The 25405-nt window shown below is 67.1% G+C and carries 27 protein-coding genes; 21 read left to right on the top strand and 6 right to left on the bottom strand.

The genetic code is table 11. The features are described from left to right. Positions 1-23: 23 nt before the first annotated feature. The 16 genes from PV773_RS08750 (at position 24) to PV773_RS08825 (ending at position 14558) form a co-directional block, all read left to right on the top strand. Entirely contained in the window at positions 24-1289 is a 1266-nt protein-coding gene (locus tag PV773_RS08750; RefSeq protein WP_347965977.1) for a flagellar hook protein FlgE, read from the top strand. A 34-nt stretch (positions 1290-1323) separates the two neighbouring features. Next, the gene (gene flgK / locus PV773_RS08755; RefSeq protein WP_347965978.1) at positions 1324-2778 is read left to right on the top strand and encodes a flagellar hook-associated protein FlgK; all 1455 of its coding nucleotides are present in this window, start codon (positions 1324-1326) and stop codon (positions 2776-2778) included. 3 nt (positions 2779-2781) lie between these two features. Further along, entirely contained in the window at positions 2782-3828 is a 1047-nt protein-coding gene (locus tag PV773_RS08760; protein ID WP_347965979.1) for a flagellar hook-associated family protein, read from the top strand. 22 nt (positions 3829-3850) lie between these two features. Next, positions 3851-4198 (top strand): flagellar biosynthesis regulator FlaF, encoded by a 348-nt coding sequence (gene flaF, locus PV773_RS08765; protein ID WP_340036710.1) that lies wholly within the window; start codon positions 3851-3853, stop codon positions 4196-4198. After that, positions 4195-4635, top strand: coding sequence for a flagellar biosynthesis repressor FlbT (gene flbT / locus PV773_RS08770; protein ID WP_347965980.1), 441 nt, complete (start codon positions 4195-4197; stop codon positions 4633-4635). The genes flaF and flbT overlap by 4 nt, the downstream gene beginning before the upstream one ends. Beyond that, positions 4635-5060 (top strand): flagellar hook assembly protein FlgD, encoded by a 426-nt coding sequence (gene flgD / locus PV773_RS08775; protein WP_347965981.1) that lies wholly within the window; start codon positions 4635-4637, stop codon positions 5058-5060. Before flbT ends, flgD begins: the two co-directional genes overlap by 1 nt. Beyond that, positions 5057-5323: a flagellar biosynthesis protein FliQ gene (gene fliQ / locus PV773_RS08780; protein ID WP_340036707.1), complete on the top strand. Its 267-nt coding sequence runs from the start codon at positions 5057-5059 to the stop codon at positions 5321-5323. The genes flgD and fliQ overlap by 4 nt, the downstream gene beginning before the upstream one ends. 135 nt (positions 5324-5458) lie before the next feature. After that, the gene (locus PV773_RS08785) at positions 5459-7099 is read left to right on the top strand and encodes an MFS transporter (RefSeq protein WP_347965982.1); all 1641 of its coding nucleotides are present in this window, start codon (positions 5459-5461) and stop codon (positions 7097-7099) included. 475 nt (positions 7100-7574) lie between these two features. Next, on the top strand, positions 7575-8516 hold the full coding sequence (locus PV773_RS08790; protein ID WP_347965983.1) for a helix-turn-helix domain-containing GNAT family N-acetyltransferase: 942 nt from the start codon (positions 7575-7577) through the stop codon (positions 8514-8516). Positions 8517-9293: 777 nt separating this feature from the next. Beyond that, positions 9294-11384 (top strand): flagellar biosynthesis protein FlhA, encoded by a 2091-nt coding sequence (flhA, locus tag PV773_RS08795; RefSeq protein WP_347965984.1) that lies wholly within the window; start codon positions 9294-9296, stop codon positions 11382-11384. After that, the gene (gene fliR / locus PV773_RS08800) at positions 11381-12133 is read left to right on the top strand and encodes a flagellar biosynthetic protein FliR (protein ID WP_347965985.1); all 753 of its coding nucleotides are present in this window, start codon (positions 11381-11383) and stop codon (positions 12131-12133) included. Before flhA ends, fliR begins: the two co-directional genes overlap by 4 nt. A 2-nt stretch (positions 12134-12135) precedes the next feature. Beyond that, positions 12136-12522: a hypothetical protein gene (locus tag PV773_RS08805; protein WP_347965986.1), complete on the top strand. Its 387-nt coding sequence runs from the start codon at positions 12136-12138 to the stop codon at positions 12520-12522. A gap of 62 nt (positions 12523-12584) precedes the next feature. Then, positions 12585-13169, top strand: coding sequence for a rod-binding protein (locus tag PV773_RS08810; protein ID WP_347965987.1), 585 nt, complete (start codon positions 12585-12587; stop codon positions 13167-13169). Positions 13170-13179: 10 nt separating this feature from the next. Further along, entirely contained in the window at positions 13180-13587 is a 408-nt protein-coding gene (locus PV773_RS08815) for a hypothetical protein (RefSeq protein ID WP_347965988.1), read from the top strand. Further along, positions 13584-14108: a hypothetical protein gene (locus PV773_RS08820; RefSeq protein WP_347965989.1), complete on the top strand. Its 525-nt coding sequence runs from the start codon at positions 13584-13586 to the stop codon at positions 14106-14108. The genes PV773_RS08815 and PV773_RS08820 overlap by 4 nt, the downstream gene beginning before the upstream one ends. A gap of 165 nt (positions 14109-14273) precedes the next feature. After that, a complete protein-coding gene (locus tag PV773_RS08825) occupies positions 14274-14558 on the top strand; it encodes an SCP2 sterol-binding domain-containing protein (RefSeq protein WP_347965990.1) in 285 nt (94 codons plus the stop codon). A gap of 225 nt (positions 14559-14783) precedes the next feature. Here PV773_RS08825 and PV773_RS08830 read toward each other — a convergent pair whose 3' ends face one another. Together PV773_RS08830 and odc2 are read right to left on the bottom strand one after the other, a co-directional pair. Beyond that, positions 14784-15350 carry an N-acetyltransferase gene (locus PV773_RS08830; RefSeq protein ID WP_347965991.1) on the bottom strand — a complete coding sequence of 189 codons (567 nt, stop codon included), beginning with the start codon at positions 15348-15350 and terminating at the stop codon, positions 14784-14786. 164 nt (positions 15351-15514) lie between these two features. Beyond that, positions 15515-16648, bottom strand: a complete 1134-nt coding sequence (gene odc2, locus PV773_RS08835) for an ornithine/lysine decarboxylase (RefSeq protein ID WP_347965992.1) — start codon at positions 16646-16648, stop codon at positions 15515-15517. Between the two features lie 545 nt (positions 16649-17193). Between odc2 and PV773_RS08840 the strand changes: the two genes are divergently transcribed. The 4 genes from PV773_RS08840 (at position 17194) to PV773_RS08855 (ending at position 21112) form a co-directional block, all read left to right on the top strand. After that, entirely contained in the window at positions 17194-18402 is a 1209-nt protein-coding gene (locus PV773_RS08840; protein ID WP_347965993.1) for an amidase, read from the top strand. Positions 18403-18406: 4 nt separating this feature from the next. Next, positions 18407-19321: a LysR family transcriptional regulator gene (locus tag PV773_RS08845; protein ID WP_347965994.1), complete on the top strand. Its 915-nt coding sequence runs from the start codon at positions 18407-18409 to the stop codon at positions 19319-19321. Positions 19322-19383: 62 nt separating this feature from the next. Then, entirely contained in the window at positions 19384-20043 is a 660-nt protein-coding gene (locus PV773_RS08850) for a DUF1007 family protein (RefSeq protein ID WP_347965995.1), read from the top strand. 4 nt (positions 20044-20047) lie between these two features. Beyond that, the gene (locus PV773_RS08855) at positions 20048-21112 is read left to right on the top strand and encodes a nickel/cobalt transporter (RefSeq protein ID WP_347965996.1); all 1065 of its coding nucleotides are present in this window, start codon (positions 20048-20050) and stop codon (positions 21110-21112) included. A gap of 98 nt (positions 21113-21210) precedes the next feature. Here the strand turns inward: PV773_RS08855 and denD are convergent, their stop codons facing one another. The 3 genes from denD to PV773_RS08870 all read right to left on the bottom strand — a co-directional run bounded on the left by denD (position 21211) and on the right by PV773_RS08870 (position 23251). After that, entirely contained in the window at positions 21211-22182 is a 972-nt protein-coding gene (gene denD / locus PV773_RS08860) for a D-erythronate dehydrogenase (protein WP_347965997.1), read from the bottom strand. 1 nt (position 22183) lies between these two features. Continuing rightward, the gene (locus PV773_RS08865) at positions 22184-22390 is read right to left on the bottom strand and encodes a hypothetical protein (RefSeq protein WP_347965998.1); all 207 of its coding nucleotides are present in this window, start codon (positions 22388-22390) and stop codon (positions 22184-22186) included. A 174-nt stretch (positions 22391-22564) separates the two neighbouring features. Beyond that, a complete protein-coding gene (locus PV773_RS08870; RefSeq protein WP_347965999.1) occupies positions 22565-23251 on the bottom strand; it encodes a GNAT family protein in 687 nt (228 codons plus the stop codon). Positions 23252-23334: 83 nt separating this feature from the next. Here PV773_RS08870 and PV773_RS08875 point away from each other — a divergent pair, with 83 nt between their 5' ends. Continuing rightward, the gene (locus PV773_RS08875; protein WP_347966000.1) at positions 23335-24519 is read left to right on the top strand and encodes a pyridoxal phosphate-dependent aminotransferase; all 1185 of its coding nucleotides are present in this window, start codon (positions 23335-23337) and stop codon (positions 24517-24519) included. A gap of 59 nt (positions 24520-24578) precedes the next feature. Here PV773_RS08875 and PV773_RS08880 read toward each other — a convergent pair whose 3' ends face one another. After that, positions 24579-25334, bottom strand: coding sequence for an SDR family oxidoreductase (locus PV773_RS08880; protein WP_347966001.1), 756 nt, complete (start codon positions 25332-25334; stop codon positions 24579-24581). Positions 25335-25405: the final 71 nt, after the last annotated feature.

Genomic DNA, 25405 nt, shown 5'->3' on the forward strand with positions numbered 1-25405 from the left:
CATGAGATTTGGGGAGACCATCGATGAGCCTCTACGGAATGATGCGGACCGGCGTGTCGGGGATGAACTCCCAGGCAAACCGGCTCTCGACGGTCGCCGACAATATCGCCAATTCAAGCACCACCGGCTACAAGCGCGCCTCGACGGAGTTCTCCTCGCTGGTGCTGCCCAGCACCGCCGGCAGCTACAATTCCGGCGGCGTCACCACCACGGTGATCAACTCGATCAGCAAGCAGGGCGCGCTGCAGTACACCACCTCGGTGACCGACCTCGCCATCGACGGCGACGGCTTCTTCGTGGTCCAGGACCCGAGCGGCACCTCGTTCCTGACACGCGCCGGCGCCTTCGTGCCCGACAAGGACGGCTACCTCGTCAACACCGCCGGCTACAGGCTGCTGGGCTGGGACCTCGCCAACGGCCCGCGTCCCGACGCGCCGGTCAACCCCGGCGACATCGCGCCGATCAGGATCGACGACACCACGCCGCAATGGGCCGCCAGCGAAAACGGCAAGTTCGCGGCCAACCTGCCGAGCAGTGCCACCGCCGTCGCCGCGGCAAACCTGCCGTCCGCCAACGGTGCGGGCGGCGCCACGCCGGCCTACACCGCCAAATCCTCGCTCGTCGCCTACAACAGCGGCGGCGGCCAGGTCATCCTCGACGTCTACCTCACCAAGACGGCGGCCGGCGAGTGGGAGGTCGCGGTGTTCGACCAGGCGCAGGCGGCAGCCGGCGGCGGCTTCCCCTATGCCAGCGGCCCCCTCAGCACCGAGACGCTCGATTTCGACGTGGCAGGCAAGCTTGCCGCGGGCAGTGCGACCGACATCACCCTGACGGTGCCGGGCGGCGCCCCGCTGACCATCGACCTGTCCGGCATGACCCAGGCCGACGCGCCCTACAGCGTTTCCAAGGCCGTGCTCGACGGCAGCCCGCTGAGCAAGATCGAGCGCATCGAGATCGACAAGGACGGCACCGTCTACGCCCAGTACGCCAACGGCTCGATGAAGGCGATCTTCTCGATCGCCATGGCCAACGTGCCTAGCCCCGACAAGCTGACCGTCATCTCCGGCAACGTCTTCGGCCAGAGCGCGGATTCGGGCGCCATCAGCATCGGCTGGCCGACCGAGGGCAAGAGCGGCAAGATCGTCTCGGGCGCGCTCGAGAACTCGAATGTCGACATCGCCGAGGAACTCACCAACATGATCGAGTCCCAACGCAACTACACCGCCAATTCCAAGGTCTTCCAAACTGGTGCGGACCTCATGGATATCCTCGTCAACCTGAAGAGATAGGATTGACGGGCCCTAGGCCCGCGAAAGACTGCGCATGTCCCTGACGTCTGCTCTCAGCATTGCCCAATCGGCGCTCCAGAACACCTCGCGCCAGACCAGCACCGTTTCCCGCAACGTCTCGGAAGCGCAGAACCCCGACTATGCGCGCCGAACGGCCTTGCTTTCGAGCACGGGCCCCGGCGCGCGGGTGGTCGCGATCCAGCGCGTGACCAACGACCTGCTGTTCCGGCAGAACCTCTCGGCGCTCGCCTCCTTCTCCGGACAGAGCACCCTGCTCGCCGGCCTGCAGCGGCTTACGCTCGACGTCAACGGCAGCGACAACGCCACCTCGCCGGCCACCGTGCTCGGCAAGTTCCAGGAGGCGATGCAGCTCTATTCCGCCGCCCCCTCCAACCAGAACCTCGGCGTGGCGGCCATCGACGCCGCCCGCCAGGTGGTGCGCACGCTCAACGACGGCAGCGACGCGATCCAGAGCTTCCGCACCAGCACCGACGGCGACATCGCCACCGCCGTCTACGATCTCAACAAGCTGCTTTCGGATTTCGAGCAGGCCAACAAGGCCATCATGGCCGGCACGCGCACCGGCCGCGACGTCAACGATTCGCTCGACCAGCGCGATGCGATCCTGAAGCAGATATCCGAGATCGTGCCGGTCTCGACCTTCACCCGCGGCGACAACGACATGGTCATCACGACCACCGACGGCATCACGCTGTTCGAGACCGTGCCGCGCGCCGTCAGCTTCTCGCCCTCGGCCGGCTACGCCCCGGGCGCGCCCGGCAACAAGGTCTATATCGACGGCGTGCCGCTCCAGCCCGGAACCGGCGCCAACACCGACGCGGCCGGCAAGCTCGCCGCCATGCTGCAGCTGCGCGACAGCGTCGCCGTCACCATGCAGGCGCAGCTCGACGAGACGGCCCGCGGCCTCATCACCGCCTTCCGCGAAACGGCGGCCGGATCGCCCGACGCCACCGGCCTGTTCACCTGGCCGGGCTCGCCCGCCGTGCCGCCCGCCGGCACGCTGGTCAACGGCCTCGCCGGCTCGATCAGCCTCAGCCTGGCTGTCGATCCGCTCGCCGGCGGCAATCCGAAATTGTTGCGCGACGGCGGCATCAACGGCGCCGCCTACAACCGCAACCCGTCCAACAACGCCTCCTACGCCGAGCTGCTGATCGCCTATGGCGATCGCATCGGCGAGCCCATGGCCTTCGATCCGGCGGCCGGCATCAGCACCAATTCGAGCCTCAGCGACTTCACCACCAATGCCATCGGCTGGTTCGAGGGCATGCGCAAGCAGGCCTCGGCCGCTTCTGAAACCAAGGAGGCGCTCGCCGTGCGCACCGCCGAGGCGCTGTCCAACGAGACCGCCGTCAATGTCGACGTCGAGATGTCGCTGCTGCTCGATCTCGAGCAGGCCTACCAGGCCTCGGCGCGCCTCATCAAGGCGGTCGACGACATGCTGCAGTCCCTGCTCGCGGCGGTGAGGTAGTCGATGAAAACCACCTTCGTCTCGTCCTCGGCGGTCTCCAGCGCACTGCGCTATTCGATCCTGCGCCAGCAGGCCGAACTGACCAGGGTTCAGAAGGAGGCCACCACCGGCTTCGTCGCCGACAGGGGGCTGGCGCTCGGCGCCCGCACGGCCCAGTCGGTCACCCTCAACCGCGACCTGGAGCGGCTTTCCGGCATCGTCGATTCCAACGGGCTGGTCTCGTCGCGGCTGGCCGCCACGCAGAAGGGCCTCATCCAGATCGGCGACGCCGCCCAGTCGTTCCTGTCGAGCCTCACCAGTTCGGCCTCCGGCGACGCGGCCTACGCGCTGACCCAGAAGAGCGCGCGCAGCACGCTCGACACGCTGACCTCGGTGCTCAACACCAGCCTCAACGGCGAATACCTGTTCGCCGGCACCAACACCGACGTCAGGCCGCTCAACGATTTCGAGCCGGGCTCGCCCGCCAAGGCGGCCTTCGACGCGGCCTTCGCCGGCTATTTCACCTTCGCCAAGGACGATCCCGCGGCCCAGGGCATCACCGCCGCCCAGATGGACGACTTCCTCACCACCGTCGTCGAGCCGATGTTCCTCGGCGCCGGCTGGCAGGGCACCTGGTCCAACGCCACCGACCAGGGCATCACCAGCCGCATCACGCTCAACGAGACCACCGAAACCTCGGTCAGCGCCAACGACGAGGGCATCCGCAAGATCGCCATGATGTCGGCGGTGGTCGGCGACCTGCTCGACAGCAATGTCGGCAATGCCGCCCGCAAAGCGCTGGTCAACCGCGCCGTCTCGACCATCGGCGCCGCCATCGGCGAGATCAGCCAGCTCGAGGCGCAGACAGGTATCATCGAGCAGCGCGTCAGCAGCGCCACCGACCGCATCAAGATGCAGATGGACCTGTTCGAGCGCCACATCCTCGACACCGAGGGCGTCGATCCCTACCGGGCCTCGAACCGGGTTTCGGAACTGCTCTCGCAGATCGAGAAGTCCTACGCCATCACCGCGCGCATCCAGCAGCTGAGCATCCTCAACTACCTGTCCTGAACGGCAAGCCAAAGAGACGCATATGTATCAATTCTCCTATGCCGACATTCAGACCGATTCCGTCGCCGACGCGCGGGATCGCGAACGCCAGCTGCTCAGCCGTTCGGTCGAGCTGCTGATCAAGGCCAACGAGGCCGGCCCCAAGTCGCGCGAGGCCGTCGAGGCGCTCAACTTCACCAACCGCATCTGGACCTCGCTGATGGACGACCTCGGCAACCCCGAGAACGCCCTGCCCAAGGAGCTGCGCGCCAACCTCATCTCCATCGGCCTGTGGCTCCTGCGCGAGGCCGAGGACATTCGCCAGGGCCGCCGCGACAGCTTCGACGGCCTGATCGAAGTCTCGCAGATCATCCGCGACGGCATCCAATGAAGAACACCCTGAAGATCTCGCTGAAGGCCAACGAGAAGATCTACGTCAACGGCGCGGTCATCCGCGTCGACCGCAAGGTCTCGCTCGAGCTGCTCAACGACGTGCAGTTCCTGCTCGAGGGCCACGTGCTGCAGCCCGAGCAGGCGTCGACGCCGCTGCGCCAGCTCTACTTCATCCTGCAGGTGATGCTGATCGATCCCGACGGCGCCGGCGATGCGCGCGACATGTTCCGGCGCTCGCTGCCGCTGCTGCTCGCCACCTTCGACGACCCCGAGATCCTGGCGAGCCTCAAGCACGTCGATCGCCTCGTCGCCGAGGATCACGTCTACGAGGCGCTCAGGACCATACGTTCGCTCTATCCCCTCGAACGGCGCGTCATGGCCGGCACCGAAGCCGAGCAGCCGACAGCACGCGTCGCCGCCGGAGGCACATTCTGATGGCCATCGACTACACCACGACCCCGCCCGTCGGCACCAGCACCAAGACCGCCTCGGGCACCCAGTCGGCGGCGTCCAAGGCGCAGGTCGACTACAACTCGTTCCTGAAGCTGCTGGTCGCGCAGATGAAGAACCAGGACCCGACCAAGCCGATGGACTCGACCGAATACGTGGCGCAGCTCGCCACCTTTTCGCAGGTCGAGCAGTCGGTGCAGATGAACTCGCGGCTGGACCAGATCCTGCAGGGCTCGGCGCTCGCCCAGGCCGACGCGCTGATCGGCCGGACGGTCACCTCGCCGGACGGCAAGACCTCCGGCGTCGTCGCCGAGGTGCGCCTGTTCAAGGACGGCGTCGTCGCCGTTCTCACCGACGGCAAGCAGGTCGTCATCAATCCCGGGGTCTCGATCAAGGCCACGCCGGCGTGAACGAGGCCGATGCCCTCGACCTGGTCCAGTACGCCATCTGGACCGTGCTGACCGCCTCGGGACCCGCCGTGGCGGTGGCCATGCTGGTCGGCGTCGGCATCGCGCTCGTCCAGGCGCTGACCCAGATCCAGGAAATCACCCTCACCTTCGTGCCCAAGATCGTCGCGATCCTTTTGGTCACCGCACTCACCGGCCCGTTCATCGGCGCCCAGATCTCGTCCTTCACCAACGTCATCTTCGAGCGCATCGAAACCGGCTTCTGACGCGGCTGGCCCGCAGCAGCGGTCCCGCTGGCCCATGCAGCGGCCGACAAATGGGTTCACCCCGCCGCCCGATCGTGGTCTAGTCGTCCGAACGCGATTCAGAACGAGGACAGCCGGCTGGGCCGGCTGTGGCGCATGGACGACCACAAGATCGAGCAGGGCTCGGCGCTCGAGCCACTCAAGCACGGCATCTTCCGCTCGGTCTGGTTCGCAAGCCTCGGCTCCAATTTCGGCGGCCTGATCCAGTCCGTCGGCGCCGCCTGGCTGATGACCTCGATCGCCACCTCCTCCGACATGGTGGCGCTGGTCCAGGCCTCGATCACGCTGCCGATCATGCTGTTCTCGCTCGCTTCGGGCGCACTCGCCGACAGCTACGACCGCCGCCGCGTCATGCTCACCGCCCAGTGCTTCATGCTCGCGGTCTCGGCGCTGCTCACCCTGGTCGCCTATTTCGGCCTGATCACGCCCTGGCTGCTGCTCTCCTTCACCTTCCTCATCGGCTGCGGCACCGCCCTCAACAACCCCTCGTGGCAGGCCTCGGTGGGCGACATGGTGCCCCGCCCGGTCGTGCCGGCTGCGGTCGCGCTCAACTCCATGGGCTTCAACATGACGCGCAGCGTCGGCCCGGCCATCGGCGGCATCATCGTCGCCGCGGCCGGCGCCGCGGCCGCCTTCGCCGTCAACACGCTGAGCTATTTCGCGCTGATCTTCGTCCTGTTCCGCTGGCGCCCCGACTATCCCGGGAGCACGCTGCCGCGCGAGACGCTCGGCCAGGCCATGGGCGCCGGGCTGCGCTACATCGCCATGTCGCCCAACATCGGCAAGGTGCTCCTGCGCAGCTTCACCTTCGGCTTCACCGCGGTTGTCATCCAGGCGCTGCTGCCCCTGGTCGCGCGCGACCTCGTCGCCGGCGGCCCGCTCACCTACGGCATCATGCTCGGCGCCTTCGGCATCGGCGCAGTCGGCGGCGCGCTGATCAGCGGCCGCATCCGCCGCAGCATGTCGAGCGAGGCCATCGTGCGTTCGGCCTTCATCGGCTTCGCCCTGTCGAGCTGGATCGCCGCCTGGAGTTCGAACGCCTGGCTGACCAGCGCCGGCCTGCTCATCGGCGGCGCCTGCTGGGTGCTGGCGCTGTCGCATTTCAACATCTCGGTGCAGATGTCGACGCCGCGCTGGGTGGTCGGCCGGGCGCTGTCGATCTACCAGATGGCCACCTTCGGCGGCATGGCGCTGGGCAGCTGGGTCTGGGGCCTCGTCGCGGAGGGCCAGGGTCCTGCCGCGGCACTGGTCGCCGCCGGCCTCGTCATGCTGGTCGGCGCGGCCATCGGGCTCTTCCTGCCGCTGCCCGAGCACACCGTGCTCAACCTCGACCCGCTCAACCGCTTCCGCGAGCCGCATCTGGCGCTCGACGTGCAGCCGCGCAGCGGCCCCATCGAGATCACCATCGAGTTCATCATCCGCGAGGAGGACGTGCCGGCCTTCCTCGAGGCCATGGCCGAACGCCGCCGCGTCCGCCGCCGCGACGGCGCCCGCCACTGGACGCTCGCCCGCGACATCGAAAATCCGGAGGTCTGGGTCGAGAGCTACCACACCCCAACCTGGCTCGAATATGTCCGCCACAACCAGCGCGCCACCCATGCCGACGCTGAGATCGGCGACCGCCTGCGGGCGCTGCACAGCGGCCCGCAGCCGCCGCGCGTCCGCCGCGTCATCGAGCGCCCCACCTCCCTCGCCGCCGCCGTCGTCACCCCCAAGGGCCCGATCGACCTGCATTGAAGGGGCTGAGGCACTCGGTCGTCATCCCGGGGCGGCGAGGCGCGCAGCGCCGTCGCGGAGACCCCAGGATCCATGCCATGCCCCCTTTGCACGTGGACAGCTTCTCCACGGCGGGACAATTTTCTTCCAGGCCGTGACGGCGGAGCTGCCAATCTCCCCCCTTGCGGGGGAGATGGGCGGCAGCCCAGAGGGGGGTGGGAAGGAATGAGACGCCGACGACCGTTCAGCCGCATCGTCTGTGAATACTCCCACCCCTACCCCTCCCCACAAGGGGGAGGGGGACGTGCTCGCCGCCGTTGTCGCCAAAATCTTCGCCAGTTGGTGCGTGACGGCGGGCCACAGAATCCCCCTCCCCCTTGTGGGGAGGGGTTAGGGGTGGGGGTACCGCGCCGGTCGCAACTCCGCCTCCCAACCTCGTGTTGACTCAATCAACAAATCATTGTTGACTTGGTCAACACATACCGGACAACCGCACATGACCGACGAACACCCCGACATAGCCGCACTTCGCGCCTTCAATCGGCTCTATACCCGTCGCCTCGGCCTGCTCAACGCCCACCTCGACAAGAGCCCGTTCACGCTGACCGAGGCGCGCATCCTCTACGAGCTGGCCCATCGCACGCCCCCCACGGCGGCCGAGGTCATGCGCGCCCTCGACCTCGATCGGGGCCAGCTCAGCCGCACGCTGAAGCGGTTTGCCGGTCGCGGATTGGTCGAGACGGCAGGCCATCCCGAGGGCGGCCGGCGGCGTCCGGTTTCGTTGACGGCCGCCGGACGCAAGGCGTTCGCCGGGCTCGAGCGCAGCGCGCGCCAGGCGATGGGCTCCCTGCTCGACGGCCTGCCGCCGGATCAGCGCAAGGGCCTGGTCTCGGCCGTCAAGGACATCACTCGGATATTCGAACCTGCGAGTGCCCGCGAAATGCTGCTGCGCGACCCGAAACCCGGCGACCTCGGCTGGATCACCCACCGGCAGGCCGTCCTCTATGCCGAGGAATATGGCTGGAACGGCGACTATGAGGCGCTCGCCGCGCGCATCCTGGCCGATTTCGTGCAGTCCTTCGACCCCGCCCACGACGCGGCATGGGTGGCCGAGATCGACGGCCGCGTGGTGGGATCGGTCTTCCTGGTGCGCGGCGACCGGCCGAGGCTGGGAAAGCTGCGATTGCTCTATGTCGAGCCGGAAGCGCGTGGGGTGGGCGTCGGCGCCCGGCTCGTCGACGCCTGCATCGAGCGCGCCCGCGCCGTCGGCGACGAGCGGCTCGTGCTCTGGACCAACAGCGTGCTTGCCGCGGCCCGGCGCCTCTACGAACGCGCCGGGTTCAGGCTCGTCGACGAGGCGCCCCACCATTCCTTCGGCAAGGACCTTGTCGGCCAGACCTGGGAACTGGATCTCGGGAACGGCCCTGCCCCGAACTGATTTGTCAGGAACTCTGTCAGCAATCGGCGTGGAGAAACCGGCGCGTTTTTCCACCCCCTGCAAAACCTCCCGTATTCTTGTGCCATCGCCCTTGTCGGGACCTGGTGCGCACCGGGTGTCAGGAAGGGCGGCGGTGACCTCCCGCCACGGCTGCGGTAGCCGTGGCTCCGAGGGCCCGTCGACAGGCCGGCGTCGTCCGGCGCGCGCCGCAAATGGCGGGTGCCGGAGGATGCGGAGAAGCCGCGGGTTCAGGCCACGAAAAGACCGTGGGACGGACCTGTGACCGGCCGACCGAGGGACAGACACCGGGCGGGGCGCGGGGTTCGCGCCACGTATCAATCTATCGGACGGCTCGGCCGCGCGCCCCGCTTCCCGAACCACCTCCCGCAAAGGGAGTGTTCTTTGACAATGGCCAGGCGCGAAAGCGAGCGTGGCAATGGATAGGTGCGGATAGGCTTGCGGGACAGCACCCCCCTCTGGGCTGCCGCCCATCTCCCCCGCAAGGGGGGAGATTGGGCCTTCATCAAGGTCCCGACCTTGAGGAGAGGCAGAAAAGGGTGAGACGCCGAAGCTGCCAATCTCCCCCCTTGCGGGGGAGATGCCCGGCAGGGCAGAGGGGGGTGGGAAGGATGAGGCGTGGCAGCCCCATGAGGATCGGTGCGAGGTCGCCCGAGGCAGCGCGTGACGACGCCCCCCTCTCCCACCCTCGCGCAAGCTTGGAGCACTAGGGTCAGGCGGCCGTGGCATGGGTCGCGGCGGCATTCGATCGGGTAAGTCATGGCGATCAGCGAATCCATATCGGCGATAGGCGCTCCCAAGGGCAACGGCCGCGACGTCTTCTTCGCGCTCGGCATCGTCGTCATCCTGGCCGTGCTGTTCCTGCCGATCCCGGCCTTTCTGATCGACATCGGCCTCGCCTTCTCCATCGCGATCTCGGTGCTGATCCTGATGGTGGCGCTGTGGATCCAGCGGCCGCTCGATTTCTCGTCCTTCCCGACCGTGCTTTTGATCGCGACGATGCTGCGCCTGTCGCTCAACATCGCCACCACGCGCATGATCCTGTCGCACGGCAACGAGGGCACGGCGGCCGCCGGCTACGTCATCTCCGGCTTCTCCAACCTCGTGATGTCCGGCGATTTCGTCATCGGCCTGATCGTCTTTCTGATCCTCATCGTGGTGAACTTCATCGTCATCACCAAGGGTGCGACGCGTATCGCCGAGGTCGGCGCCCGCTTCACCCTCGACGCCATCCCGGGCAAGCAGATGTCGATCGACGCCGACCTCTCGGCCGGCATGATCGACGACAAGACGGCCCAGCTCCGCCGTCGCGAGCTGGAGGAGGAAAGCTCCTTCTTCGGCTCGATGGACGGCGCCTCGAAATTCGTCCGCGGCGACGCCGTCGCCGGCCTCATTATCACCGCCATCAACATCGTCGGCGGCATCGCCATCGGTTACTTCCGCCACGGCATGGGCATGGGCGAAGCCGCCGACGTGTTCATCAAGCTGTCGGTCGGCGACGGCCTGGTCACTCAGATCCCGGCGCTCATCGTCTCGCTCGCCGCCGGCCTGTTGGTGTCGAAGGGCGGCACCCGCGGCTCGGCCGACCAGGCCGTCTTCGGCCAGCTCGGCGCCTATCCGCGCGCGCTCTACGTCGCCGCCGGCCTGCTGCTCCTGCTCGCGCTGATGCCGGGCCTGCCGATGTTCCCCTTCGTCACCCTGGCGGCCGCCATGGCCGCGCTCGGCTACATCATCCCGCTGCGCCACAACCGCCGCGTCGCCGCCGCCGAAGCCGAGAAGAAGCAGGCCGAGGACGCCAAGGTCGAGGAGGAGAAGAATTCGGTGAAGGCCTCGCTCGCCACCGCCGAGATCGAGCTCCTGATCGGCAAGCAACTGTCCACGCGGCTGCTGTCGTCGCACCAGGAACTCGCCTTCCGCATGGCCAAGATGCGCAAGAAGTTCGCCACCCAGTACGGCTTCGTCGTGCCCGAGGTGCGGCTCACCGACGATTTCTCGATCCCGCCCAAGAGCTACCAGATCAAGATTCACGGCACCGTCGTCGCCGAGTACCAGATGCGCGTCGGCGAACTCATGGTGCTGCTCGGCTCGCGCGCCATGCCCGACATTCCCGGCGAGGAGGTGCGCGAGCCGGCCTTCGGCATGCGCGCCTTCTCGGTGCTCGATTCCTTCGCCGAGGATCTGAAGCGCGAGCAGTTCACCTTCGCCGACAACATGTCGGTGCTGCTCACCCACCTCTCCGAGGTGATCCGCAACAACCTGCCGCAGCTCTTGTCCTACAAGGACATGAAGGCGCTGCTCGACCGCCAGGACCCCGAATACCGCAAGCTCGCCGACGAGATCTGCTCCTCGCACATCACCTATCCCGGACTGCAGGCGGTGCTGAAGCTGCTGCTCGCCGAGCGCGTGTCGATCCGCAACCTGCATCTCATCATCGAGGCCATCGCCGAGATCTCGCCGCATGTGCGCCGCACCGAGCAGATCGTCGAGCACGTGCGCATCCGCATGGCCCAGCAGATCTGCGGCGACCTCAGCGAAGGCGGCGCGCTCAAGGTGCTGCGCCTCGGCAACCGCTGGGACCTCGCCTTCCACCAGAGCCTCAAGCGCGACGCCAAGGGCGAGGTGCGCGAATTCGACATCGACCCGCGCCAGCTCGAGGAGTTCGGCCAGGACGCGTCCAAGGCGATCCGCACCCATCTCGAGGCCGGCGAGCGCTTCGTCATCGTCACCGCGCCGGACGCGCGCCCCTATGTCCGCATGATCATCGAACGGCTGTTCCCGACCCTGCCGGTGCTCAGCCATGTCGAGATCGCCAAGGGCGTCGAACTGCGCGTGCTCGGGACCATCTCGTGAACGCCGCCGCGCAAGGTCTCGTCCTTGCGGCATTCCTCGCCTTCTGCCGCATCGGCGCCTGCTTCATGCTGATGCCCGGCCTGTCGAGCGCGCGCGTCTCGCTGCACATCCGGCTGTTCGTGGCGCTTGCCGCCACCGGCGGGCTGCTGGTCCACCTCTGGGACCAGATCGCGCCCTTCGTCGACCCACGCCCCGGCGTGCTGATGCCGATGATCGCCTCCGAGCTGCTGATCGGCGGCCTCATCGGCCTGATGGCGCGGCTCTACATCCTGGCGCTGATGTTCATCGGCTCGGCCATCGCCATGCTGATCGGCTTCAATGGCATCGGCGGCAGCGCCATCGAGGAGAACGAGCCGCAGACGGCGCTCGCATCGATCATTTCGTTCTCGGCGCTGATGCTGCTCTTCGTCTTCAACTTCCACCACGAGGTCATCCGCGCGCTGGTCGCCTCCTACAAGGTCGCGCCGGTCAACATGCTGTTCAATCCCCAGGCCGCCCTCGTCGACGTCACCGACACGCTCGCCGAAAGCTTCATGGTGGTGCTCAGGCTGGGCAGCCCGTTCATCGCCTATGCGATCCTGGTCAACCTGACGATCGGCTTCGTCAACAAGCTGACGCCGCAGATCCCGGTCTACTTCATCTCGCTGCCCTTCGTCGTCGCCGGCGGCCTGGTGCTCATCTATTTCGGCCTGGGCACCATGCTCAGCCTGTTTGCCGACGGCTTCGTCGACATCACCATCGGGAGATAGGAATGACCCAGCGCAGGGACAGGCTGAAGAAGCTGGTGAAGGTCCAGGAACAGCTCAAGGCGCTGCACGAGACCCGTCACGCCGGCTTTGTCGCGCAGGCCGTCGCGGCCGGTACGGAGGCGCAGGCGCTGACGGAAGCCTTCGGCGGCGACAGCCCGATGCCGCAGCTGTTTCCGGAACTCTATCACCAGCGCATCTCGGCAGCACTTGCCAGGCAGCAGCTCAGCATGGGCCTCGCCGGCGTGGAGGCCGCCAAGGTGGCGACGGCGACCGCCCGCACCAACATGGTCGAGCGCGCCTACCGTGACGTCCGCCGCCAGGACGAGCGCCACAGCGCCGACCGGGAACGTCTGGAAATCATTGAGAGAAGGTCAGGCGAAGACAAGTAAGGTTGCCGCAAGCTTGACCAACCACAATCAGCGATAACGAAACCCGAGAGAGGCGAGCCGGTTTGGCGATCTCCCCACCCAGCGACATCGTACTGGACGTAGCCAAGGCCGCCGAGCCGGCCGGCGTCCGGGCCGCACGCGCGGCCCTTGCGAACCGCACCGGTGCGGCGGCCGGCACGTTCTCGCTCGGCGAGACGCCGGCGGTCGCGGGTGGCAGCCTGACGCGCGAGACGGTCACCGACGGGCTCGAACGCCAGCCGGACAAGGCGGCGCCCGCCGAGAGCATGAAGCGCTTCGAGGCGATGGTGCTGCAGACCTTCATCGAGAACATGCTGCCGAAGAACACCGAAAGCGTCTACGGCCAGGGCATGGCCGGCGACATGTGGAAGTCCATGATGGCCGAGCGGCTCGCCGACACGGTCGCCGAGCGCGGCGGCATCGGCATCGCCAAGCAGGTCATGCGCGACTACTACGTCAAGGAAGAGAAGCCCGTTCCGGTCGGCGTCGTGACCGGCGGTCCCGAACAGGCAGCACTCGACCAGCAGGCCAGCCAGGCGACGGCGCTGCTCCAGCAAATGCAGCGGCAGATGCTGCAATCTCTCGCCGGAGACGGCGCCGTCTCTGCCGCCAGTGACACCGAATTGTAGAGGGTAAGACATGTCGGAAATGTCCGAATACCGGCCCGGCCTCCTGGCCGCCACCGAAGCCGCCAGCGCCGCGATGCCCGGCAATCTCGGGACCATCATCAGCCGCATAGAGGACGCGGTGGACGAGGAAACCGCCTCCATCCGCACCGACGTCCGCTTCGACATCAAGGCGTCGAACGCGCGCAAGAGCCGTTATCTCTACGAGTTGACCCGCGCCACCAAGGGCCTCGAAGGGGAATTCCCGACCGACCTCAAGATCGGCGTCGAACGCCTGCGCGACAAGCTCGTCGCCAACGAGCGCGCCATCCTCGCTCACCTCAGCGCCGTCGGCGAGGTCGCCAGCCTGCTCAAGGACGCCATCCAGCGCTCCGAGGCAGACGGCACCTACTCGGCCAGCGAATTCGGATGGGCGCGGTGATCAAGTTCGTCGCGGCGGCCCTCTGGATTGTCGCCGTCACGCTCGGCGCGGTGTTCTATTCGTTCCAGGCCGCGGCCAACAAGCCGCCCGTCGACCCGGCAAAGCCGATGCTCGGCGGCCTGGACTACGTCAAGACCGACGTCATCTCGGTGCCGCTGCTCAAGGACCAGCGCGTCCAGGGCTATTTCCTCACGCGCCTTGTCTACACGGTCGAACCCAAGGAAGCCGCCAAGATGTCGGTGCCGGCGGCCGCGCTGATCTCCGACCAGGTCTATTCCTACCTCTACGGCAATCCGCTGATCGACTTCACCCAGTACGACCGGCTCGACCTCGACGCGTTCCGCAACGGCATCCGCGACAGCATCAACGCCCGGATCGGCGAGAAGCTCGTGCAGGAGGTGCTGGTCGAGCAGGTCGAGTTCCTGACGCCCGACGACATTCGCGACAACGCCGTCCGCCGCCGCGAAACATCGGCAGCCGAGGCCGCCAAGAAGGCCGCGCCCCCGCCGACGTCGCACTGATCCTTGCGATCCCCACTACCGCCACAGGCACGTCAAAACTACGTTGACGTAAACGTCAACTGCCAGCTATAGCCTAACCAGTCCCGTGACGTTGCCGGCGCTGCCGGATCGGTTCGGGGAGGCCGGGCGCGAGACGCCCTATTTTCAGAGGTTCAGGAGAGAGCCATGGGCATTCAGGCAGTCGCGGATAAGATCAAGTCCAGGGTGGAAAACTCCGGCTTCGACCGTTCGGTGAAGTTCGACACCGGCGGCGACGGCGTCATCGTCATCGACGGCGGCACCCTTTCGACCACCGACGGCCCGGCAGATTGCACGATCAAGCTGTCGCTCGACGACCTGGAGTCGCTGATCGCCGGCGACCTGAACCCGACGATGGCTTTCATGACCGGCAAGATCAAGGTCGAGGGCGACATGAGCGTCGCCATGGGCCTGAGCAAGCTGCTCGGCTGATCGCGAACAGCGCGGCCCGGGCTGCGCCATGGCGCAGCCCGTCGCCACAGCAATCGGTTCACACCTGGTTCGGGAATGAGTGGCGGCGCCACGGACGGCAGCCCCTCTGATCCGCTGCGCGGATCGACCCTCCCACAAGGGGGAGGGTAAGGCCGGCCGCAGCGCCGGCTCTGTTTCATCGCAACGCGCACGAATACGACAGGTCGCCCGAAGTGGAAATCCCGATCAGGCAGCGAGCCGCGTCCGCTCCGACTTGAGCTTGCGGCCGGCGGCCTTCAGCACGCCGCGGGCATCGTCCAGCGCGCCCGCAACGAGTTCCAGAGCCAGGAACCGCTCGCGCTCGTAAGGGCCGGGCATCGAAAGCTGCCCGGTCTTGTCGGCATCGAATCCGAAACGCGCGTAGTACGGCGCATCGCCGACCAGGAGGACGGCGCGGTGGCCGAGCCGTCCGGCTTCGGCCACGGCATGGCGCATCAGCGCCGAGCCGATGCCCGCGCTCTTCACCGCCGGGTCGACGGCGAGCGGGCCGAGCAGCAGCGCCGCCGGACCGCCCTCGCCCAGGCGCACGTCCCACAGCCGCACGGTGCCGACCACGGCACCGGCCTCGTCGCGCGCGACGAAGGCGAGCCCCTCGGACGGGCGGCGGCCGCGCCGCAGCTTCTCCGACGACTTCTTGCGCCGCTTCGGGCCCATTGCACGGTCGAGCAGGGTCTCGCGCGCGGCGATGTCGGCATGGGTTTCAGCCACGATCACGATGTCGGGCGAGGTTTTGGCGATTTCTTCGGTGTTCATTCCGCGATCCTTCACGAGCGGAGATCTGTTCCACAAGCGAACCCGATCGGGCGCTGCCCGCGCATGTATCCGAGGCCTCGGGTCGAGGTAGGATCATGCGCACTGAAAAGCGCGCCCGCCGGGGTGATCTGAACGGCTCCGGCGCCTTACGCCGTTTCGAGCCGTCAGATCACGTAGGATCGGAGCGGCTCGAAGCCGTTGAAGGCGACCGCCGAGTAGGTGGTCGTGTAGGCGCCGGTGCCTTCGATCAGCACCTCGTCGCCGATGGTCAGCGACAGCGGCAGCGGATAGGGCGCCTTCTCGTACATGACGTCGGCCGAATCGCAGGTCGGGCCGGCGAGCACGCAAGGCGACTTCTCGTCCGCATCCCGCGCGGTCACGATCGGGTAGCGGATCGCCTCGTCCATGGTCTCGGCGAGGCCGCCGAACTTGCCGATGTCGAGGAACACCCAGCGCACGTTGTCGTTGTCGGCCTTCTTGGAGATCAGCACGACTTCCGACCTGATGACGCCGGCGTTGCCGACCATGCCGCGGCCCGGCTCGATGATCGTCTCCGGGATGTTGTTGCCGAAGTGCTTGCTCAGATACTCGAAGATCGCCTGGCCGTAGGCCTGCGCCGCCGGCACGTCCTTGAGGTAGCGCGTCGGGAAGCCGCCGCCCATGTTGACCAGACCGAGCACGATGCCTTCCTCGGCGAGCTTGGCAAACACCATCTTGGCGTCGGCCAGCGCGCGGTCCCAGGCCGACAGATCGGTCTGCTGGGAACCGACGTGGAACGAGACGCCATAGGCGCCGAGGCCGAGCGAATTGGCGTGGCGCAGGACGTCCACGGCCATCGCCGGCGCGCAGCCGAACTTGCGCGACAGCGGCCATTCGGCGCCCTCGCCGTCGGTCAGTACGCGGCAGAACACCCGGGCGCCGGGAGCGGCGCGCGCGATCTTCTCCACCTCTTCGACGCTGTCGACGGCAAACAGGCGGATGCCGAGTTCGAAGGCGCGCGCGATGTCGCGCTCCTTCTTGATCGTGTTACCGAAAGAGATGCGCTCGGCCGGCGCGCCGGCATCCATGGCCATCTCGATCTCGGCAACCGACGCGGTGTCGAAGGAAGAGCCCATCGCAGCAAGCAGGCGCAGGATTTCCGGCGCCGGGTTTGCCTTCACCGCATAGTAGATCTTGGAATCGGGGAGAGCCTTCTCGAAGGCGCGAAAATTGTCGCGCACGACATCGAGGTCGACGACGAGGCAGGGGCCGGACGGACGTCGGGTGGCGAGGAAATCGAGGATGCGCTGAGTGGCCATAGGTCTCTCCATTCGCGCGGGCCTGTCCGCGCAAAGCTCAAGCAGCGGGCGGTCGTTGCTTCGACCGGTCTGTCCCGCAGTGGACAAAGTGCATGACGACTGCCCACGAACCCGGCCTGTGGAGAACCCGGAACCATGAACGCGTTGTCACGCGGCGGTGAGCGAACGCCTTGCAGCGTATGCTCGCTTTGTCTGCCTTGGCTTGGATGGGAGACCCGTCCGCACTGCCGGCAATGAAGGTGTGCCTCTTCAGTAACCCCGATCTATGGACGATCGGCAGACACCAGAAAGGCCCGCACCGTCGTTGCTTCAAGGCGTCCTCGGATCTGCGGTTGGCCGCTGAACCGACCGGGCTCGTTACTTCCCGGGTACCGTCCCGATTGCCTCGCCATTCGAGGATCGGGGGACGCCCACAGGCACGTGCGACTTTGGGCAAGCCGGGATATATGCACCTCGCCCGTCACAATCAATCGAAAATCAAACCCCGCCTTGAAAAAATCGGTTCATCGAACAATGTTGAGCGGATCGTACACAGGTTTCAAACAATGCTGGTGACGTCCGACCCTTTCAACGCCTTCCTGGAAACTCCGCAAGTCACTGTTCCAAATAAGGAAAATGGAGCGCTGGCCGGACTTCGGCTGGCCGTGAAGGACATCTATGACGTCGCCGCGCTGGTGACCGGCTGCGGCAATCCCGAGATGGCGAAAAAAAGCCTTCCGGCGCGTCGGACGGCCCCTTCCGTGCAGGTGATTCTCGATGCCGGGGCGCGATTCGTCGGCAAGACCCAGACCGACGAACTGGCCTTCTCGCTGATGGGGCAGAACGCCCACTATCCGCACCCGGTCAATCCCGCCGCGCCGAACCGCGTCACCGGCGGCTCCTCCTCGGGTTCGGCGGCCGCGGTTGCGGCAGGCCTCGCCGACATCGCCGTCGGCTCCGATACCGGCGGCTCCATCCGGGCGCCGGCAAGTTTCTGCGGCCTGATCGGCCTGCGCACCACCCACGGCCTGATCTCGCTCGACGGCGCGATGCGGCTGGCGCCGAGCCTCGACTGCTTCGGCTGGTTCGCCAGGGACATCGACGCTTACGAGGCGGTGGCGAAGCTGCTCATTGCTGGCGATGCGCATGCGGGCGAGCTCGCCCGCCCGCTGCGGCTCGACATGCTCGATGCGCTGCTGGCCGGTCCCGCCGAAATCGCCGAATACGAGCGCATGCGCGCGATGGCCGAGAGCGCAATCGGCGACGTCGCGCCGGCAGCCGCGTTCGGCGCCTCGCTGGACGAACTCTACTGGTGCTTCCGCAAGGTGCAGGCTTACGAGGCCTGGCAGGAACACGGCGAATGGCTCGCCTCGGCCGACCGCAAGCTCGGGCCCGGCGTCAAGGAGCGCTTCGAATACGGTGCTGGCCTCGACGCGGCGAGCTACGACGCCGAAACCGCAAGGCGCGATGCCTTCCGCGAGGAACTGGCCGTGCTCCTGGGCGACGACGGCTTCCTCGTCCTGCCCACGGTTCCGGGTGCGGCGCCGCTGGCGGCCGGCTCGCATGACGAATTGCTCGCCTATCGCGAACGCGCTCTGAAGCTCCTGTGCCTGTCGGGCTTGTCGGGCTTTCCGCAGATCACGCTGCCCATCGGCATGGTCGACGCTGCCCCCTTCGGCCTGTCGCTGCTCGGCCCCGCCGGCAGCGACCTGGCGCTCGTTTCGCTCGGACGCCGCGTGATCGCTGCCGCCTCCGGCACATCCTCAAAGGACTGACGGCATGGACACGCTGACCCGCATGCGCGCCTTCATCGACGTGGTCGAGGCCGAGGGCTTTTCCGCCGCCGCCCGCAAGATCGGCCGCTCCAAGGCGCTGCTGTCCAAATATGTGCGCGAGCTCGAGGACGAGCTCGGGGCGCTGCTGCTCAACCGCACAACCCGCCAGTTCTCGCTGACCGAGGCGGGGCATACCTACTACCGGCGCGCCTCGGAGATCATCCGCGAGGTCGACAGCCTCGCCGACGACGTGCGCGAATCCTCGGGCGACGTGCGCGGCCGCATCAAGCTGTCGGCGCCGCGCACCTTCGCCGACGCGCCCATCGGCCAGGCGCTGATCGACTTCGCCAAGGAACACCCCGACATCGTGCTCGAGATCCACCTCGACGACCGTTTCGTCGACCTGGTGGAGGAAGGCTTCGACATGGCCATCCGCATCTCGCGGCTGGAGAACTCGTCGCTGATCGCACGGCGGCTCGCGCCTTTCAGCGTCAGGCTTTGCGCCTCTCCGGAGCTGATCGAGAAATACGGCATACCCCAGCGCCCGGCCGATCTCGCCAACGTGCCCTGCATCGTCGACACCAACGGCCGCTGGCTGTCCAACTGGCCCTTCAGCGGCGACACCGGCGACACCACGACCGTTTCGGTGAGCGGCCCCATGGAGGTCAACAGCCCGATGGCGGCGCGCGCCGCAGCCGTGGCGGGGCTGGGCTTCACCATATTGCCCGATTTCATCGCCGCCCCCGACATCGCGGCGGGAAGGCTGATACCGGTACTGGACGACCGCCGGCTGTCGGGCGGCGGCATCTTCGCCGTCTACCCGCATCGCCGCTACCTGCCGGCCAAGGTCCGCGTCTTCGTCGACTTCCTGGTGCAGTGGTTCAAGATCCATCCCTGCGAGTCCAAGCATGCGGGATGAAGGTCCCACTTTCGCCAGCTTTCTGGTAACTGTCGGCTTCGACCAACTTCCAGACCGGTGCAATGATTCTGAACATCCGTAGGACGGCGCTGGCAGCAGCAGCCCTGCTCGCCACCACGATACCGGCAAGCGTGCATCCGCACGTCTTCGCAGAGGCGCGGCTCGACGTCGTGCTCAACCCGGACGACACCGTCAAGGCGCTGCGCCATCTGTGGCGCTTCGACGACCTGTTCTCGAGCACGGTGCTGATGGAGTTCGACAAGAACGCCGACCTCAAGCTGGACGACAGCGAGCTGGCCGAGGTGTCGAAGACCGTTTTCGAATCCATCGGCGAGTACAACTACTTCCAGGTCGTGACCCATGACGGCAAGGACGTGGCGATGAAGCCGCCGGCCAACCTGATGGCCAATTTCGAGGAACAGCAGCTCATCATCCTGTTCGAGGCGGAACCGAAGGAGCCGCTGCAGCTCGCGGGCAAGCTCGACTTCGGCGTCTACGACCCGACCTTCTACACCGCGATGGACTTCACCGACGACGCCAACATGTCGGTCGCGAACCTGCCGGCGATCTGCACGCGCCAGGTGATCCGGCCCGATCCCGACGAGGCGATCGCCCAGAACCAGGCGAGCCTGACCGATGCCTTCTTCAACGATCCCGCCGGCACGGACATGAGCAAGATCTTCGCCACCAAGCTGGAACTGACCTGCCAGGCCAAGGGGTGAGACCGTGAAGAAGACGACGATCCGGCTGGTGTTCGCGCTGCTGGCGCTCGGCTATGTGCTCACGCTGTTTGCCGGATATGCGCATGCCCAGAGTTCGCTCGGCATCGGCAACAACGAGGCCGTGGTGCCCTCGACCGGCATGTTCTCCGGCATGCTCAACTGGATCAATCTCCAGCAGCAGCAGTTCTACCGCTCGCTGACCGGCGCGCTGAAGGCGATGCGCGACGGCGGCGGGGGGGTGTGGGTGCTGGTCGGCCTGTCCTTCGCCTACGGCGTGTTCCACGCCGCCGGCCCGGGGCACGGCAAGGCGGTGATCTCGTCCTACATGCTCGCCAACGAGGTGGCGCTCAGGCGCGGCGTCATGCTGTCCTTCGTCTCGGCCTTCCTGCAGGGCGTCACCGCGATCGTGATGATGACGCTGGTGTTCCTGGTCCTGCGCGGCACCTCGGTTTCGATGACCAACGCGACCTGGTTCCTGGAGACCGTGAGCTATGCCCTGATCGCCGCGTTCGGCGCCTGGCTGCTGTGGCGCAAGCTGCGCCCGATGCTGCGCGGCGCACAGCCGGTGCACAGCCTGTCGGCGGCCCACGCGCACGATCATGCGCATGATCACCATGACCATGCGAACTGCGGCCATGACCATCACGATCACAGCCACGACCATGGCCATCACCACCACGGCGAAGGCGAGGCCTGCGCCACCTGCGGCCATTCGCACGCGCCCGACCCGAAGCTGCTCGAGGGCAAGGATTTCGACTGGAAGGCGGCATGGTCGGCGGTCGCGGCGGTGGGCATCCGGCCGTGCTCGGGCGCGCTGATCGTGCTCAGCTTCGCCTTCCTCAACGGGCTCTGGGCCGGCGGCGTCCTGTCCGTCTTCGCCATGGCGCTGGGCACCGCGATCACCGTCTCGGCGCTCGCCGTGACGGCGGTGACGGCCAAGAACTGGGCCGTGGCCTTCGCCGGCGACGGCCGCGCCGGCAACCGCATCCACAACGCCATCGAGATCGGCGGGGCGGCACTGGTGATGCTGCTCGGGCTCGTGCTCCTGGCCGCCAGCCTCGAGGCCTAGAGCGATTCCAGGAAAAGCGCGAAGCGGTTTTCCGTCCGGAATTGCGTCAAAACAAGGAGATAGAGCGTTTCCGCGATTCGAAGAAAGGCGGAAACGCTCTAGGCATGTTCGCCCATCCCATCCTCGATGTGGGCGCGGATGATGTCGTCGAAGCTCTGCTCCGCCTGGAATCCGAGCGCATGCGCGCGCTCGGCCGAGAATTGCGTCGGCCAGTTCTTCACGATCGCCCAGACCGTCTCGTCGGGAACCTCGCGGATCAGTCGCGCCGCCGTCTCGCCCGCGATGCGGCGCAGCGCCTCGATCTGCTCGCCGACGGTCACGGCGACGCCGGGCATGGTGAGGTTGCGGCGCGGGCCGACGCGGCCGCCGTCGATTCCGGCGGCATGGACGAGGAAGCCGACCGCCGAACGCGGGCTGGCATGGGTGTGCAGCACCGAGCGCGGCACCGGCAGCAGTGCCTCCTGCCCGGCGAGCGGTTCGCGGATGATGCCGGAGAAGAAGCTCGACGCCGCCTTGTTGGGCTTGCCCGGGCGGACGCAGATGGTCGGCAGGCGGATGCCGACGCCGTCGAAGAAGCCGCGGCGGGTGTAGTCCGCAAGCAGCGCCTCGCCGATCAGCTTCTGCGTGCCGTAGGAGGTCAGCGGCGTCGGGTGGAAGTCGTCCGGGATGATTTCGGGGAACGGCGCGCCGAAGACGGCGATGGACGAGGTGAAGACGACGCGCGGCGCATGCCCGGCGAGCCGCAGCGCATCGAACAGGGCGCGGGTGCCGTCGAGGTTGACGCGGTAGCCGAGGTCGAAGTTGGCCTCCGCCTCGCCGGACACGACGCCGGCCAGGTGGAAGACGATGTCAGGCCGCTCGGCGGCCAGCGCTTCCGCCGAACCAGCTGCCGCGAGGTCGCCGGTGAGCGTCCGCACGGCGACGCCGTCGATGGAGGGAGCCGGCGCCGGCACGATGTCGTGCAGGTCGAGCATGGTGATCCGCCTGCCGGCCAGCATGCCGTCGGCGGCGAGGCGAGCGGCGAGCTTGCGGCCGACCATGCCGGCCGCACCGGTGATCAGCACGCGCATCTCAGTTACCCTTGTTGCGCTGGCTGCGGCCGCGCAGCCAGAAGACGCCGAAGAAAGCCACGACGAAAAACACCGCGATCGCGCCGGCCGCGACGGTGGAATAGTCGCCGACGGCGAGCATGATCTTGGGCATCAGGAATGCCACCACGCCGAAAGCGATCATGATCCAGAGGGCGGCGATGGCCGCGTTGCGGGTATTCCTGTCCATGGACGACGGTCCTGTGCGTTGCCTCGCGAAGCCGTGCCGGCCCCGCGACATTCCTTCTCTGCCCCGGCGCTGGACCCGAGCCAGCGTTGCATGCGGGATGCCACGGCACTTGGCAAGCCTCGGCGGCGTCCTGCAACCGCGAGAAGCAGGCATTGAGGCAGCATGCCGCGCCCCTCAGGCACCGAGTTCGGCGCGGAAGTCCTCGAGCCGGCGCTTCTGCCGGCCCTCAGCATCGAAATTCGCCGGATCGAGCCAGGCGTCGTAGGCGCGCTTCAGCGCCGGCCATTCTTTGTCGACGATGGAATACCAGGCGGTGTCGCGGTTCTCGCCCTTGACGATCATGTGCTGGCGAAAGATACCCTCGAACTTGAAGCCGAAGCGCTCGGCGGCGCGCTTGGACGGCTCGTTGCGGTCATTGCACTTCCACTCGTAGCGGCGGTAGCCGAGATCGTCGAAGATGTAGCGCGCGAACAGATATTGCGCCTCGGTGGCCGCCGGGCGGCGGGCGACGAGGTCGCTCCAGTAGATGTTGCCGATCTCGATGACGCCGTAGGCCGGGTCAATGCGCATCAGGGTCTGCCGTCCGGCGATCTTGCCGCTCGCCTTGTCGACGACCACGAAGAACAGCGGATCCTCGCTCGCCGCCGACTTGTCCAGCCACGGCTGGAAGGCCGCGCGGTCGCCGGGCTTGGTGTCGAACAGCCAGCGGAAGCGGCCCTCGGCGTCCTCGGCGGTCGCCATCGCAAAGAGACCGTCGGCGTGCTTGGCCGGGTCGAGCGGTTCGAGCCGGACGCAGCGCCCGTCGAGAACGATGCGTTCCGGGCGCGGCCGCGGTTTCCACTCCTGCAAGTTATCGGACAAGATAGACTCCAAACTGTTTGACATGGCCGGCCCCACTCTCCCAAAAATCGAAGCTCGACGAAAGAACCAGACGGATAGCCGGAATGCTCCAAACCATCGCCGCCTTCGACCGCCTCGGCGAAGAGAACGCCTTCGCCGTGCTGGCCCGCGCCACGGCGCTGCTGCATGAAGGGCGCGACATCGTCAATCTCGGCATCGGCCAGCCGGACTTCCGCACGCCCGAGCACATCGTCGAGGCGGCGATCAAGGCGCTGCGCGACGGCCACCATGGCTACACCCCGGCCAACGGCCTGCTGGCGACGCGCGAGGCGGTGGTGCGGCGCACGCTGACCACCACCGGCGTCGAGGTTTCGCCCGAGAGCGTGATGATCATGCCCGGCGGCAAGCCGACCATGTTCGCCGCGATCCTGATGTTCGGCGAACCCGGCGCCGAGATCCTCTACCCCGATCCCGGCTTCCCGATCTATCGCTCGATGATCGAGTTCACCGGCGCGACGCCGGTGCCAGTGCCGACCCGCGAGGCCAACGGCTTCGCCTTCTCGGCCGAGGAGACGCTGTCGCTGATCACGCCGAAGACCAGGCTGCTGATCCTCAACTCGCCGGCCAACCCGACCGGCGGGGTGACGCCGCGGGTCGAGATCGCCAAGCTGGTCAAGGGCCTGGAAGCCCATCCGCACGTCGCGATCCTGTCGGACGAGATCTACGACGTCATGACCTATGACGGCGAGAGCCACGCGTCGTTGCTGGGCTTCCCGGAAATCCGCGACCGGCTGATCATCCTCAACGGCTGGTCCAAGACCTGGGCGATGACCGGCTGGCGCATGGGCTGGTCGATCTGGCCGAACGGGCGCGAGAGCGGCCGCCTCTACGACAAGGTGCGCAAGCTCGCCGTCAACTGCTGGTCCTGCGTCAACGCGCCGAGCCAGTATGCCGGCATCGCGGCGATCGACGGCCCGCAGGACGACGTCGACAGGATGATGCGCGCCTTCGACAACCGCCGGAAGATCGTGGTCGAGGGGCTGAACGCCATCCCCGGCATTTCCTGCGTGACGCCCAAGGGCGCCTTCTACGCCTTCCCCAACGTCTCTGAGACCGGCTGGAAGGCCAAGCAGCTGGCCTCGGCGCTGCTCGAGGAAGCGGGCGTGGCGCTGATCGGCGGCCCCGACTTCGGCATCCTCGGCGAAGGCTACATCAGGCTGTCCTACGCCAATTCGGAGGAGAACATCCTGCGCGCGCTGGAGCGGATCGAGGCGTTCCTGGCGAAATAGCTGCTCTTCTTGGCCGCATCTGCGCGACACCAGACGGTTCGGTCTGAATGCAAGATGCGCTAGCCGCGCCCGACATAGGGCATCTTGGTGGCCATCACGGTCATGAACAGCACGTTGGCGTCGAGCGGCAGGCCGGCCATGTAGACCACCGCCTCGGCGACGCGGTCGACGTCCATCACCGCCTCCGCCGCGATCGAGCCGTCGGCCTGCTGGACGCCGACGGTCATCGGCATGGCCATCTCGGTCAGCGCATTGCCGATGTCGATCTGGCCGCAGGCGATGTCGAAGGGTCGGCCGTCGAGCGCGATCGTCTTGGTGAGACCGGTGATCGCATGCTTGGTGGCGGTGTAGGGCACCGAGCCCGGGCGTGGCGCATGCGCCGAGACCGAGCCGTTGTTGATGATGCGGCCGCCCATCGGGTCCTGCCGGCGCATGGCGGCGAAGGCGGCGCGGGCGCACAGGAACGAGCCGGTCAGGTTGACCGCCACGACGTCGTTCCAGGCCTCGACCGGGATCTCGTCGATCGTGCTCGCCTTGTAGCCCATGCCGGCATTGTTGAAGAGCAGGTCGACGCGGCCGAAGGCCTCGGTGATGGTCTCGAACATGTCGTCGACCTGGTCGGCCCTGGTGACGTCGCAGACCACGGCCAGCGCCCTGGCGTCGGTCTTGCCGGCCTCGGCGATCGCGTCGTCGAGCCCACTCTTGCTGCGGCCGCAGAACACCGTGTTCCATCCGTCCTTCAGCAGGGCCGTGGCCACCGCCTTGCCGATGCCCTTGCCCGCGCCGGTGACGACTGCAACCTTCTTGCTCGCCATGATGAGGCTCCTCCCCTGCAATGACCGATCGCCAGCGGGCGGATCATTCATGGTGCCCAATATTCTAGCGC

The sequence above is a fragment of the Mesorhizobium sp. CC13 genome, assembly GCF_039907765.1.
Taxonomy (GTDB): domain Bacteria; phylum Pseudomonadota; class Alphaproteobacteria; order Rhizobiales; family Rhizobiaceae; genus Aminobacter.